Origin of the sequence: Iodobacter sp. CM08 (assembly GCF_033446605.1) — a bacterium.
Taxonomy (GTDB): domain Bacteria; phylum Pseudomonadota; class Gammaproteobacteria; order Burkholderiales; family Chitinibacteraceae; genus Iodobacter.
Genome location: NZ_JAWQUO010000031.1, coordinates 11844 through 25988 on the forward strand (window position 1 = coordinate 11844; position 14145 = coordinate 25988).

General features: G+C 47.1%; 13 protein-coding genes. 6 read left to right on the forward strand and 7 right to left on the reverse strand.

The genetic code is table 11. From position 1 onward, the window contains the following. Positions 1-225: 225 nt before the first annotated feature. The 3 genes from R6242_RS16445 (at position 226) to R6242_RS16455 (ending at position 3224) form a co-directional block, all read left to right on the forward strand. A complete protein-coding gene (locus tag R6242_RS16445; RefSeq protein WP_318428805.1) occupies positions 226-1698 on the forward strand; it encodes a B12-binding domain-containing radical SAM protein in 1473 nt (490 codons plus the stop codon). A 418-nt stretch (positions 1699-2116) separates the two neighbouring features. Next, positions 2117-2533, forward strand: coding sequence for a hypothetical protein (locus tag R6242_RS22320; RefSeq protein ID WP_412100393.1), 417 nt, complete (start codon positions 2117-2119; stop codon positions 2531-2533). Positions 2534-2639: 106 nt separating this feature from the next. Next, positions 2640-3224 (forward strand): hypothetical protein, encoded by a 585-nt coding sequence (locus R6242_RS16455; RefSeq protein ID WP_412100396.1) that lies wholly within the window; start codon positions 2640-2642, stop codon positions 3222-3224. Positions 3225-3347: 123 nt separating this feature from the next. Here R6242_RS16455 and pepN read toward each other — a convergent pair whose 3' ends face one another. Further along, positions 3348-5966: an aminopeptidase N gene (pepN, locus tag R6242_RS16460; RefSeq protein ID WP_318428807.1), complete on the reverse strand. Its 2619-nt coding sequence runs from the start codon at positions 5964-5966 to the stop codon at positions 3348-3350. Between the two features lie 487 nt (positions 5967-6453). Here pepN and R6242_RS16465 point away from each other — a divergent pair, with 487 nt between their 5' ends. The 3 genes from R6242_RS16465 (at position 6454) to rnk (ending at position 9139) form a co-directional block, all read left to right on the forward strand. Then, positions 6454-8115, forward strand: a complete 1662-nt coding sequence (locus R6242_RS16465; protein WP_318428809.1) for a nitrite/sulfite reductase — start codon at positions 6454-6456, stop codon at positions 8113-8115. Then, complete coding sequence (locus R6242_RS16470) at positions 8115-8615, forward strand: DUF934 domain-containing protein (RefSeq protein ID WP_318428811.1); 501 nt, start codon at positions 8115-8117, stop codon at positions 8613-8615. Before R6242_RS16465 ends, R6242_RS16470 begins: the two co-directional genes overlap by 1 nt. A gap of 137 nt (positions 8616-8752) precedes the next feature. Then, positions 8753-9139, forward strand: a complete 387-nt coding sequence (gene rnk, locus R6242_RS16475) for a nucleoside diphosphate kinase regulator (protein WP_293933047.1) — start codon at positions 8753-8755, stop codon at positions 9137-9139. 63 nt (positions 9140-9202) lie between these two features. On the opposite strand, the gene R6242_RS16480 is transcribed toward rnk, so the two are convergent. The 6 genes from R6242_RS16480 to R6242_RS16505 all read right to left on the reverse strand — a co-directional run bounded on the left by R6242_RS16480 (position 9203) and on the right by R6242_RS16505 (position 14144). Then, positions 9203-10405: an EAL and HDOD domain-containing protein gene (locus R6242_RS16480; protein WP_318428816.1), complete on the reverse strand. Its 1203-nt coding sequence runs from the start codon at positions 10403-10405 to the stop codon at positions 9203-9205. 97 nt (positions 10406-10502) lie between these two features. Continuing rightward, positions 10503-11351 carry a uracil-DNA glycosylase gene (locus tag R6242_RS16485; RefSeq protein ID WP_318428819.1) on the reverse strand — a complete coding sequence of 283 codons (849 nt, stop codon included), beginning with the start codon at positions 11349-11351 and terminating at the stop codon, positions 10503-10505. Next, positions 11351-11803, reverse strand: coding sequence for a ribosomal protein S18-alanine N-acetyltransferase (gene rimI / locus R6242_RS16490; protein ID WP_318428821.1), 453 nt, complete (start codon positions 11801-11803; stop codon positions 11351-11353). The genes R6242_RS16485 and rimI overlap by 1 nt, the downstream gene beginning before the upstream one ends. Next, positions 11800-12480, reverse strand: coding sequence for a tRNA (adenosine(37)-N6)-threonylcarbamoyltransferase complex dimerization subunit type 1 TsaB (tsaB, locus tag R6242_RS16495; RefSeq protein WP_318428823.1), 681 nt, complete (start codon positions 12478-12480; stop codon positions 11800-11802). Before tsaB ends, rimI begins: the two co-directional genes overlap by 4 nt. Positions 12481-12743: 263 nt before the next feature. Continuing rightward, on the reverse strand, positions 12744-12956 hold the full coding sequence (locus R6242_RS16500) for a hypothetical protein (RefSeq protein ID WP_293933039.1): 213 nt from the start codon (positions 12954-12956) through the stop codon (positions 12744-12746). A gap of 360 nt (positions 12957-13316) precedes the next feature. After that, on the reverse strand, positions 13317-14144 hold the full coding sequence (locus R6242_RS16505; protein WP_318428827.1) for an ABC transporter ATP-binding protein: 828 nt from the start codon (positions 14142-14144) through the stop codon (positions 13317-13319). Position 14145: the final 1 nt, after the last annotated feature.

Sequence of the window (14145 nt, forward strand, 5' to 3'; positions counted from 1 at the left end):
CTGGTTTTTTTAGGTAAATAGTAGCTGATTATGTCTCTTGCGCAGCAACGCCTATATCAATAAATCTTTTGAAGCGCACTCTGTTTTTGCATTTGTATGGCGGGAGCAGCCCCAATTATATCAACTTAAGCCAAATGGGTAGGATTACGCTCAAGCCCGCCTTTTGCCCCAGTTCTGCGATAAGCCCGTAAAATACCTCTCTTTGCCTTCTGCCAGATTTATACCATGTCGATTATTCTTTCCACGCTTAACGCCCGTTACACCCATGCCTCTTTGGGCTTACGCTATTTGCTGGCTAATATGGGGGATTTGCAAGTGGATACCCAGCTGGCGGAGTTTGTCATCGGGATGAAGACCACCGAGATCGTTGAGCAACTGCTGGCAAAGCAGCCCAAAATCATTGGGTTTGGCGTGTATATCTGGAATGTGGAAGAAACTTGCCGAGTGGTGGCGATGCTTAAACGCGTTGCACCGCAGATTAAGCTTATCCTTGGTGGGCCGGAGGTTTCTTATGAAACGGCTGAGCAAGAGATCGTAAAGCTGGCCGATTTTGTGATTACCGGCTGGGGCGAGGTGACGCTGCCGCAGCTTTGCTTGCAGATTCTGAATGGCCCGCAGCCTTTGATGAAAGTGCAAGCGGGGGTGCAGCCGCCACTGGCTGATCTGCAGCTGCCTTATTCCTTGTATACCGATGAAGATATTGCCCATCGTACGCTGTATGTGGAGGCCTCACGCGGCTGCCCATTTAAGTGTGAGTTCTGTTTGTCGGCACTAGATAAAACCGCCTGGCCCTTTGATCTGGATGTGTTTTTGGCCGAGATGGAAACGCTTTACCAGCGCGGCGCGCGTTTATTTAAGTTTGTGGACCGCACCTTTAATCTGAATATCAAATCCAGCTTAAAAATCATGCAATTCTTTTTAGACAAGATTGCCGCTCACCCCGATGATCCCGTGTTTGCACACTTTGAAGTGGTGCCCGATCATCTGCCTGAGGCCTTAAAGGTGGGCATTAGCCAGTTTCCGGCTGGCGCTTTGCAGTTTGAAATCGGTATTCAAAGCTTTAACCCTGAAGTGCAGAGCTTGGTTAGCCGTAAGCAAAACAACCAGAAAGCCGCTGAAAATATTTCTTGGCTGACAGCGCATTCACATGCTCACTTACACGTTGATTTAATTGCCGGTTTGCCTGGCGAAGATATGGCCAGCTTTGGCCGTGGTTTTGATCAGCTCTATGCCCTGCACCCACATGAAATACAATTTGGTATTTTGAAACGCCTGCGCGGTACGCCGATTATTCGCCATACCCGTGACTTTGGCATGGTGTACGACCCTTACCCGCCTTACACCATTTTGGCCAATGATTTGATTGATTTTGCCAGCATGCAGCGTTTAGTACGCTTTTCGCGCTACTGGGATTTAGTCGCCAATTCTGGCCGCTTTGCTAACACTCTGCCTGTGCTGCTGGGCGATGCACCGTTTGCGCGCTTTATGGCGTTTAGCGATTGGCTCTATGCCAACACCGATGCTACCCACCGCATTGCGCTAGATAGATTGGCCAAAATGGTGGGCGAGTGGCTGGTGGAGCAGGGCTTGTCTGAGCTTGCCGCTGCTGAGTTGATTGCATCAGACTACGCAGGTAAATCAAAACGCGGTAAAAGCGGCGCAACCCTACAGCGGCAAGTCATGCATCTGTCCGTTTAAACCGAAGCCAAGCACTGGCATGAATAGCTCAGGGCAGTTATAAGTAAAACGTCAGCAGCTACTAAGAGAATGCCTCGAAAAATTTATTATTATAAATAAGACAAGCCGCGTTTTAAAAAGATTGACGCGGCATGTGATTGATATGTAATGATTTTTTTAAATCACAACGCAGTATTGTAACGAAAGATGAGTTTTTCTAGGCTCCCTAGAGGTGTTAATCAAGCCATCTCGCCGCAATGGCTCACTCAGTTGTGCTCTACGGGGGGCGTAGTTGAGTGCTTCAAATTATGTTTAGCCCGATGCGATGGGGGCAGGAATTTAGACTATCTACTGCTAAGGTAGAGAGATGGGAACCTCGAAAACCCCACAAGCGGAGGGTGTACGATCAACTTATTAATAAGTTAGTAAGCTAATCCAAATGCCTTGTTCCGCGATCAAAACCAGCCTATTTGCCGATGCAGCGCATCATAACAAGATCGATGTTTTGGGTGATCCGCTGCAATTGATCGCCCAACATGTCTATTTTGACGCTTTGGCCAAGGTACTTGAGCACGCAGCGCTGCGCCCCGTCAGCCTGCAAGGCGGGCCGCCGTTCCCAATTGAAGCTATGGTGCGCATCCATTTAAAATGGCTGAATTTTGTAAGGAACTGCGAGTATTTGGTATGGGTTTATTCAATGCCGGTGATTTTTTGTAAGCTTGACTCAGAAGGGCTGAATTTTTCGAGTTTTTCGAGGTTCCCAAATGAATACGACACACCCTCTTGGATTGGCTATCTGGCTTGGCTTGCCGGTGCTAGCGGCACATGCAGGGGTAGAGCTGCACATAGGGATTAGTGTGCAGTCATCCCCTCCAAGTATTATGGGGGATAGCTTGCAAGTGCAGGATTTACCTGGGATTGCTATTGAGCAAGTGCGCTCTGCGGCTAGCCAATGCGGGGTTGTGCCAGAGATTGAACGCTACCCGACTTTGCGGCTATTTAATAATTTAAAAAGCAATGAGATTCAGGGCTCAATGATGTTCTCGTATACAGAGGAGCGTACAGCTTTTGCCGTGTACCCTATGCGTGATGGTTTGCCGGATCATGCTCAACGTTTAAATACCCTTAGTTATGCTTTTTTTGTCAACCAAAGCTCTAAATTGGCTTGGGATGGTAAAAAATTGTTGGGTTTGCAGGGCAAAGTAGGAGTAAATACAGGGTGGTCGGTGATCAAAAGCTTAGAGGAATTCAATATTCCATATGAAGAAGCGGCTGCCTCTGAAAATAATTTCGCTAAATTAAATGCGGGTCGTATTGATGCCTATGCAACTCAAAATCATGTGGCTGAGGCTTATTTAAAACGTAATAAACAATTAAAAATACGCCGCTTAGAGCCGAGTATTATCACAAAAGATTATTTCTTGATTTTTAGTAAACCGTTTTATGCTGAGCATCCCAAAGTGGCCGCTTGCATTTGGAAGGCAATTGGCGACGATCGCGATGAGATTTTAAAAAAACGTATTCCTGTTTATTTGTATGCAAAGTAACGCTAGGCCATAAACCCGCTTTATAAATAACTCAGGCTCCCTTTAAAGGATTTGATCTCATTTTGCTCTTTTGAGCAAAAAAATACCTCCGGTTTGGCCGGAGGTATTTGATGAAGGTGGTGATCAGCTTAAAGATTTATTTACAATCTCGGCCAGGTCGCTGGATAAATCATCTTGCTGGGCAATGCGTTGCAACTCGGCCTGCATCATTTGCTGGCGTTGTGGCTCCATTTTTTTCCAGCGGTTAAAGCTAGATGCCAAGCGAGCCGCAACTTGCGGGTTGATTTTATCTAGCTCGATAATCCGGTCAGCGGCAAAAGCATAGCCATAGCCGTCTGCGGCGTGGAAGTGCTGAGCGTTTTGTAGGCAGAAACCCATAATCAGTGCGCGCACTTTATTTGGGTTTTTGATTGAAAACGCGGGGTGATCCATCAGCGCTTGCACGCGGCTCAGCGCACCTGGGCGGCGGCTGGTGGATTGCAGGGCAAACCATTTATCCATCACCAGCGCGTCGTCATGCCATTGCACGGCAAAGTCGGCCAGCTGGGCATCGCCACCATCACGGTTAACCAGCGCTTTTAGCGCGGCTAGGCGATCAGTCATATTGTCTGACAAGCGATATTGCTTGCTGAGCATTTCGCTGACTAAGGGCTCATCCAGCTCGGCTAAGTAATCGAGGCAGATGTTTTTTAGACTGCGTTTGCTGGCGTTTTCATAATGGTAAATTGCGCCATCATTTAGCTTTTGGTAAATAGCCAGCAGCTCTGGGCGCAATTCGCGGGCGATTTGCGCTTTAACACTGCGATGCACAAAGTGCAGATGGCAGGGGTCTACTTGATCGATCAGCTCAATCAAGTAATTTTCGCGCGGTAGCTCTAGCATCAGCGCGATAAGGGCCGCGTCAATTTTTTCGCTAGTTAGTTTACGCAGGGCATTGATAAAACTGGCTGGTGCCAAAGGCTTTTCATCGCCAGCGGCGTAAAGCGCTATCAAGAGCCGCGTGGCAAAGGTGTTGGCTGCTTCCCAGCGATTAAAAGCATCGCTGTCGTTGGCCATCAGAAACACCAGCTCTTCATCGGTATAGGCGTAGCTGACCTTCACTGGTGCAGAGAAATCACGCAGCAAGGATGGTGTAGGCTCGGCGGTGATATTAATAAAGCTAAAGCTCTGCTCCGCTTGTGTGAGTGCTAAGACACGGGTTGTGCCTTGTGCAGTGGCTTCGCCAGCCAGTTGCAGCGGCAGATCTTTGCCTTGCTTATTCAGCAAGCCAACCGCCAGTGGAATATGGAAAGGGCGTTTTTCAGCTTGGCCTGGTGTCGCTGGGCAGCTTTGTTTTACATTTAAAGTATAGGTTTGCGCGGCTGCATCGTAATGGCTGCTGATAGCCAGCGCTGGTGTGCCCGCTTGCTTATACCACTCTTCAAATTGTGTGAAATCTACGCCATTGGCATCTGCCATCGCGGCGCGGAAATCATCGCAGGTGACGGCTTGGCCATCGTGGCGCTTAAAGTACAGATCCATGCCCTTACGGAAACCTTCGCGGCCGAGTAGGGTGGCATACATGCGCACCACTTCCGAGCCTTTCTCGTAAATGGTCATGGTATAGAAATTGTTGATTTCTGAGTAAGCTTCAGGGCGCACCGAGTGTGCCTGTGGGCCTGCATCTTCGGCAAACTGCATTTCGCGCAGTGCTTTTACATTGTTGATACGCTCAACCGAGCGGCTGCCGATATCGCTAGAGAATTCTTGATCGCGATAAACCGTTAGCCCTTCTTTTAAGCTGAGCTGGAACCAATCGCGGCAGGTCACACGGTTACCCGTCCAGTTATGGAAGTATTCGTGCGCAACCACGGCATCAATGCCGTCAAAATCAACGTCTGTGGCGGTTTCTGGCTTGGCCAACACGTATTTAGTGTTGAAAATATTCAAGCCCTTGTTTTCCATCGCGCCCATATTAAAATCGCTGGTGGCTACGATCATATAAGTGTCTAAATCGTATTCCAGACCAAAGCGCTCTTCATCCCAACGCATGGCTTTTTTAATCGCCGCCATGGCGTGATGGCATTTATCTAGATTGCCCGGCTCTACAAAAATCTCTAAAGCCACACGGCGGCCGCTAGGCGTGGTGTGCTGATCAGCCAGCATGACAAATTTACCGGCGACTAGCGCAAATAAATAGGCGGGCTTTTTAAATGGATCAACCCATTTTACCCAATGGCGATTCTTCTCTAACTGGCCGCTGTCTACGCGATTGCCGTTAGAGAGCAAAATAGGGTAGCGCGTCTTATCGGCAATGATGGTGGTGGTAAATTTAGCCATTACATCAGGGCGATCTAAATAATAAGTAATCTTACGGAAGCCTTCGGCCTCGCATTGACTTACAAAATTACCACTGGATACATACAAGCCATTGAGGCTGGTATTACTCAGCGGATTAATAATGGTGACGATTTCTAAAATAGCTTCGTCTGGCATGGTAGCGATCACAAGGCCGGTGGCCGATACACTATAGGCATCGGTCTTGAGCAGCGCGCCGTCTAGCTTGATCGATTCAAGCGATAGCTCTTCACCGACTAGAGACAGTGGTAGGCCTGCAACAGCTTCGGGGTTACGCTTCAGTACCAGTCTAGATTGGACCCGTGTTTGGCTTTCTTCAAGCTCAAAAGTGAGATCAACGCGGTCGATTAAAAAGGCCGGTGCGGTGTAGTCGAGGCGATTAATTTGGGTGCTTTGGAGTGTCATGCTGAGGATTCAAAGTTCGGTTGAAATGCGAGGATACCCCTCGTGCAAGAGCCGTGTAAATAAATCACGATGGGCAGGGTGAGGTGGGCCAAAAATAAACAGCAGGATAGGGGAATAAGCCTAGGGTATCGGCCGTTAAATAGCTTGTTTATTAAGGCATAATTTTTATTTGCCTGCGGGGCAAGATTCACTAAATTTAATGCACTGAAGGTGTTGCTTTTGCGTATAGCGATAGCGTTAATCTAAAAGCAAGATTAAAAGCAGCAAGGCCGCGCTTTATATACACATTGCGGCCTAACCTTATTCATAAATAGTCATTTAGTTTACAAAGTGCCACTGGTATAGTCGGAACAATAAATTGGCTTACTCGTCAGGCTGAGCAAGTACAGGGGTAGAAATCTCTGCAAGTGGCGAGATTATCTACCCTTTTTGTTGCCTGTTTATTGGCAGCGACGGATAGCACTATCCCTTTTTCTGGATGATTCAGATGTATATCTACGACGACTACGATCAACGCATCGTAGACCAGCGTGTGGTTCAGTACCGTGATCAAACTCGTCGCTATTTAGCGGGGGAGTTGAGCGAGGAAGAATTCCGCCCGCTGCGTCTGCAAAATGGCCTGTATATCCAACGCCATGCCCCTATGCTCCGTGTGGCGATTCCCTACGGGCATCTGACTAGTACCCAATTACGGAAGCTAGCAGAAATTGCGCGTAAATACGATAAAGATTACGCACACTTTACTACTCGCCAAAATTTGCAATATAACTGGCCTAAATTAGAAGAAATCCCCGATATTTTGGCTGAATTAGCAACGGTGCAAATGCACGCTATTCAAACCTCGGGCAACTGTATTCGTAATACCACCACCGATCAGTTTGCGGGTGTCGCCCATGATGAGCTGCTTGACCCGCGCCCGTGGTGCGAGATTATTCGCCAATGGTCTACTTTCCATCCTGAATTCGCGCATTTGCCACGCAAATTTAAAATTGCCGTCAATGGTGCAGTGGAAGATCGAGCCGCGATTTGGGTGCACGATATTGGCCTGAATGTAGTGCAAAATGCTGCGGGTGAATTAGGCTTTAAAGTGATTGTGGGTGGTGGCTTGGGCAGAACGCCTATTATTGGCAGCGTAATTTGTGAGTTTTTACCCTGTATTCATTTGCTGACTTATTTAGAAGCCGTATTGCGCGTCTATAACCGCTATGGCCGCCGCGATAATAAATATAAGGCGCGGATTAAGATTTTGGTTAAGGCGCTTACGCCAGAAGTATTTGCCAGCAAAGTAGCCACTGAATGGGCGTTTTTAAAAGACGGGCCACAGACTTTAACTCCAGCCGAAATGACGCGGATGCAGGGCTTTTTTACCACGCCTGATTATGTTTTTTTTGCTGGTGACGATCTCGACTTTATTCAGCAGCAATTAGATAACAAAGCCTTTAGCCGTTGGGTAGAGCGCAATGTGTTTAAGCATAAGCAAGCGGGTTATGCTGCCGTTACTTTAAGCCTTAAAAAGCACGGCGCAGCCCCGGGGGACGCATCGAGTGAGCAATTAGCTGCTGTCGCCGATTTAGCCGATTGCTATGCTTTGGGTGAATTGCGCGTTTCTCACGAGCAAAATTTAATTTTATCGGATGTCAAACAATCTGATTTATTTGCACTATGGGAAAAAGCTAAGGAAATTGGTTTTGCCACACCCAATATCGGTTTGATGACGGATGTGATTTGCTGCCCAGGCGGTGATTTTTGCTCTTTAGCCAATGCTAAATCTATTCCTATTGCAATTGCCATTCAAGAGCGCTTTGATAATCTTGATTACCTCTATGATTTAGGTGAAATTGATTTAAATATGTCTGGCTGTATGAATGCCTGCGGCCATCACCATATTGGCAATATCGGCATTTTAGGGGTGGATAAAAATGGCTCTGAGTGGTATCAGGTTTCTTTAGGTGGTCGACAAGGTAATGGTGCTACGTTAGCCAAAGTGGTGGGGCCTTCATTTGCTCAAGAGCAAATGCCTGACGTGATTGAAAAAATTATGGATGTATTTGTAGAAAACCGCTTGGGTGAAGAGCGTTTTATTGATGTATTTGATCGCATTGGTATGCTGCCCTTTAAGACCCGTGTTTATGCGAAGGAGGCGGCGTAATGACGCGTATTATTAAAGATCACGCGATTATTGATTGCGAAGCAGAGCTGCTTAGAAATGCAGAAGACGGTAGCTTTGCGGTATTGCCAAGCAGTGGCTTAATTATTGTTCCTTTGGCTCAGTATCTTGCGCAAAAATTAGAGTTACAAACGCGTGGTGAGTTTGGCGTGTGGTTTGCTCCAGATGATGAGCCAGAAAGCCTAGGCAATGAAGCGGCTAGCCTTGCTTTGATTGCGGTTGAATTCCCTGCATTTACAGATGGCCGTGGTTTTTCTATTGGGCGCTTATTACGCGAGCGTTATGGCTTTACGGGCGAATTACGTGCTTTTGGCGATGTATTTAAAGACACGATTGTTTATTTAAAGCGCTGTGGATTTAACGCTTTTGTGGTAAATAGCGATAAAAATATTGAGGATGCTTTATTAGGCCTAGATGCTTTAGCTGAGTCTTATCAAACCGGCACGGATCAGCCCGTGCCTTTATTTAGACGTCGCAACTAAGAGCTTAAATAAATTGCTTACTTATAAATCCCCGCCGAAAAGTGGGGATTTATGCATTAAGGGGAACTAGTTTTTATTTTCCAAGTCTTATTCTTTATTGAATTAATTTCTGCATGGCAGATAGGTTTGGAGATCTGATGATGAGTGCATTGCCCCCGATTACCGTGTCGACTTTAGATTGCGATCGTCTTTATGCTTTGTTGGATAAACTACCAGCGGATGCTTTTCCTGATGCAGCGGCATTAGAGGCAGAATTAGGCCGTGCCACCGTGCTAGAGCAAGCCGATATGCCAGATAATGTGGTGACGATGCATTCTACGGCGCGGTTTTTAATGACGCCGAGCAATAAAGAGTTTGAGCTGACTTTATGTTTTCCTCACGAAATTGATGGCTCAACAGGCAAGGTTTCCGTTACCGCGCCAGTGGGCAGTGCCCTCTTGGGTTTATCCGTAGGACAAAGCATTGATTGGCCTGCACCAGGCGGCCATGAGGTGAAAGTAAAAATATTAAGCGTCAGCCAATAATTGATGGCGTAAAAAAGCACCGGCATAGTGGATATGGGCGGTGTTTTTTTTGTTTAAATTAAGTCAGCCTAATTCATTGGCCCAGCTCATTGCGGCTAAGAGCGCTTCAAAATCACAGGGTGGATTCGCATTGCTAATTGGGTTGCTGTCTTCTGCCAATAAAGCTTGGCTAAGAAGAAGGCCCAGTGCGTTTTTTTTGCCCATTAGCGCATCTTTTACATCATCGGCTAAATTGAGCGGCTCTAATAATTCTTGCAATGGCGCATTAAAAAAAACATCGATTAAAGAAAACATCCCTACCATAAATGCTTGATCGGCCAAACTGTGGTCATGGGGCTTTTGCTTTAAAGACAGTAGCTCCATAAATTTGCCACGAATTGCGGCTGTTTGCACGAGTGGATTACTGCCTATGGCTTTACCCGATTGTTGTACATAGGCTAGTAAATGAATCCATCTCCCCATTTGGCGGCGCCCTAATACCGTAATGGCGGCAGCAATACTGTCTATTTTTTTGGGGGAGCTAGATCCTACTGAATTAACTAGCTTAAGTAAATTAATGGTTAAGTCGGGAGAGTGCTTGAAAGCCATCTCAATATCGCTATTGTCGGCGTTGCTATTAATTAACCCTAGTAAACGTAATAAGGCCATTTGAGAAGGCTGTGGTTTGCTGCCAGATAAAATGGTTGGCTTGGCAAAGTAATAGCCTTGGAAAAGATCAAAGCCTAATTTCATACATAAAAGATGTTGATCTGGATTGTCGACTTTTTCTGCCAAAATTTGTAAAGGATAGGCACGTAGCTCGTTAATCAGCACATTCATTTGTGCTTTTGCCATCCCTAGCACTTCTAGCTTTACAAAACTGATCTGCGGCAATAGGGCGCGTTGAGCATCATCTAAATGAATTACATCGTCGAGAGCCAGTTTAAAGCCCTTCTTTTTAAGGGCAATGCAGCGCTCAACAATAAGCGGGGTAATCTCGACTGTTTCTAATATTTCTAACACAACTTGCTGCGGGGGGAGTAACTCTAGAACATCTGATAATAGTAAATCAGCACTCACATTAATAAAGCCGAGTTTATCACCCAGTACGCTGCTGGTGCCTAGGGTACTAAATGCATGCTGAATTACATCAAGGGTGGCTAAAAAATCGTCAGGAACAATAGCTTCATTGCGTTGACTGCTGTTTCTAAAGAGTAATTCGTAAGCAACCAACTCTTGTTGGCGGTTTAAAATGGGTTGTCGCCCCAAGTGATATGAATTTTGCATGGCGGTCTAGATAGTGATGATTGATTCAGTCTAGACCTTAATTTTTAAGGCAGGCGAATTCCATTTTATTTTGTTGTGGTGCGACAAGATAATCGGTTTAGTGACGGCTATTTTTTAGTGCGGCCTTTAATCGTAATATGTCATGCCATGCGCGTGATTTGTCGGGTAAGTTACGTAGAAGGTAGCTTGGGTTGTAGCTGACTACTAGCGGAATCTGCTTGTATTGCTGTAGCTTTTCACGTAATACGCTGACTGGCTCATCTGATTCAAGCAGCGTTTTCATGGCAAAGCGCCCAGTCAGTAGCAGCGTTTTGGGTTGAATAAGCTCGATTTGGCGCTTTAAAAAGGGGGCACATTGTAATACTTCGGCAGCTTGTGGGTTGCGCTTATTGGGGGGGCGGCATTTTAGAATATTGGCTTTATATACCTGCTCATCTTCACCAATCGTGGCCAGCATATTGTTGAGCAGCTTGCCTGCATCGCCCAAAAATGGCGTTTGTTGGGTTTCTTCATCCGCGTCAGGTGCTTCACCAATCACCATAATATTGGCTTGCATTGGGCCGCTGCCAAATACCGTTTGCCCGCCGGTTTTTTGCCTTGCCTCGCAAAGTGGGCAAGCGGTACAAGTGCTAACGGCGGCATTGAGCTCTTCCCAATTCATGCGGGCAATACGTAGAGAGCGTTCGTCCTCAACGGGGTCATTGGCAGGCAAGATTTGGGCTGGTGGCGGGGTGAACTTAGCTGGGCTACTAACCAGCGGGGCAAGGGCTTGATGGGCCGCTACCGCCACGGGTGAAAAGCCTTGTGGCCGAGGCGCAGGTGAATTTGATGCTACGGCAACATGCACAGGCTCAACGGGCTTGGCTTGTAGTTCGGCCAAGATCTCCTTACGTACCCATACAGGGCTTAAGCCTAATTCATCTAGTATCAGCGCCCGACGATTCATCAATGCGTATCCATCATCATGGCAAAAATCAAAGCATCTTCACGGCCAGAGCCGCTGGCTGCGGGGTAATAAGCGGGGCGAATGCCAGTTTCTGCAAAACCGGCATTTTCGTAAAAATCCCGCGCGCGGTGGTTGGATTGTCGCACTTCTAGAAATAAACTTTGTGCACCCGCGCCATGTAGTTTTTTGACAAGGGCGTTAAAGATGTTTTGTCCGAGCCCTTGACCTTGCAAAGCTGGCCTAACGGCGATTAAAAGTAGCTCGGCCTCATCGACCATTTTCATGGCAACGGCAAAGGCGGCGAGCCCGTTTTCATCCTCTATACCTAGGCAAATATCGGCTTTTAGCGAGTGTTGCCAATGGCTATCTACCCAAGGATGCGAATTGGTGGCTGCGTCTAGCTGCATCAGCGCTTGGATATCACGCTCATCTAATTGGCGTACTTGTTTCATTTGCTTATCCGCTCATGGGTTTTGAGCGCGACTTTGTTGCGTAAATACACTAGCTCCGCTTCATGCGCAGCCAAGCCTTTGCCCGCTACAAAGTCAGGCAGGGCTAAGGCTAGGATGTCTTTGGCAAGGGGAAAACGCGTGGCATCGATGCTGCTGATGCGTGTTCCTAGGCTGTTTTTAAGTGCATCGCCATACATCGCAAAGCCGCTACCTGCTGCCAGCCAGTTATCCCCACTCGGTACGGGGATGGCGTCTGGATCGCATAAACAGGGAGCGATCTCCTCTAGCCATACGCCATCTTGTTTGCGATAGGCAGCGCAGTAGACTTGGTTCATTCGTGCATCAAGGCAGGCATAGACTTGATCTGCATCGCAGCCAGCCGCAAGGGCGGCTAGGGTTGAAACGCCTAACACCGGAATGCCACGTGCAAAGGCTAAGCCCTGGGTGATACCCGCGGCAATGCGTAAGCCAGTGAATGAGCCAGGGCCATTGCCAAAGGCGATGCCTTGAATATCTTCCATTGTAAGTTGGCACTCTTCAAGCAGCGCAGCTAAGCAAGGAAGAATCATCTCGGCATGCTTTTGCCCCGCAGGCCAGTTACGGGTAACGATGCCTTGCTGGGTGCTAATGGCTAGGGAGAGATGTTCGGTAGAGGTGTCGAGCGCTAGATAGGGCATGGGTAGGCAGAAAAACAATTAAGGTGAGATTCTACCATGCGCGTGTGATTAGATATTGCAGATAAACAAAAGCCCACGCAGCGGTGGGCTTTTTTACGATTAGGGAGTCTATAAAAATCTATTTTTCGCCATAATATTGCGTTGTGTATTAAAAAATTCCTTACATATTAAACATATGTAGCGTCGATTTTTTAACACGCGCCTTGTCTTATTTAGAAAGATAGACTTTTTGGCATTCCCATTAGATGGTGCTATTCAAATAATTAATGAAATTGCACTTGGATCTGTTGTTTGGCTAAAGCTGCGGCGCTATTTAAAACGCTGTGCAATTTATTGTCGTTAGCTTGTGGGGCAGCTTGCCAGTCTGTAACTGGTTTTTTTTGCTTGCCGTGACAAACGACGATTTGATACCAACCTTCCATACCGGTGTGACGGGTGGACGGACGAGCTTCTACGATAAAATCAAATTGTGCCATGATGGCTCCTAGTAATTGGCCATTCAAAGTTGAATGGCTAAGCACCAAAAGAAGAGCACCTGGTTCGGGGAGAACTTGCAGAAAAGCTGAGTAGGCTTGCTGGATAGTACTGCTACAAACACATTGCGAATCAAAAATATTCGCTTTACAAGGTTATGCTCAATCAAATTAGTGAATGGATTGTTGCTGTATTTTCTAAGGCTGTCAACACTTTGTTTGGTTTTTTGTTAAAAACGTGCAAATTTGTCATTTTTTAGGCTGGTTTATGCTCTAGTTTGCTGTTTTTAAAGAATTTGTTACATTTTAGTTACTTTGGATTGATTGCTAAAGCGGCTGAATCTCCCGCCTTAGCTTGTTTTTTTAGTGCGCACTCTGTTCTGAAACTTTCTTTTTGCTTGCATTGGCTGGTGGGCTGGCACGTGCCGTTGGCACAATGACGGGACTGCCATCGCTGGGCGCTTGCAAAATATCAGCGTGTACACCGTAAAGTGTGTGCACCAGCTCGGTGCTGACGATCTCGCGCGGTGGGCCATTGGCAATAATTTTGCCGTTTTTCATCGCAACTAACACATCAGCGTAGCGGGCTGCGGCGATTAAATCATGCAGCACCATGACCACCGTTACCCCTGTTTGGGTGAGCGCTTTTACCAGTGATAGCACTTCTACTTGGTGGCCCAAATCCAACATGCTAATCGGCTCATCCAGCAGTACCAGCGGTGCTTCTTGCGCTAAAATCATGGCTAGCCAGCAGCGCTGACGTTGTCCACCAGATAAATGCTCTAGGCGACGCTGGGCTAGATCATGGATGTCGGTACTTAGTAGGGCGGCGTTAACTACTTCTTCATCACGAGCTGACCACTGGCGTAATAAGCCTTGATGAGGGTGGCGGCCATAGCGTACTAAATCAGTCACGCTGATGCCCTCAGGGGCAATTGGGCTTTGTGGTAGCAGGGCAATGGCGTGTGCCGCTTTGCGTGGGGAGAGTTGCCAAACATTTTGCCCATCCACCAAAATTTGGCCGCTTTGTGGTTTTTGTAAGCGGGCAATACTGCGTAGTAATGTGGATTTTCCGCAGCCATTAGGCCCAACAATCACCGCCAGCTGACCTGCGGCTACGCTTAAACTTACACCATCTACGGCTACGTGCTGCTCATAGCTCACCTGAATATTTTCAACCATCAGACGCATC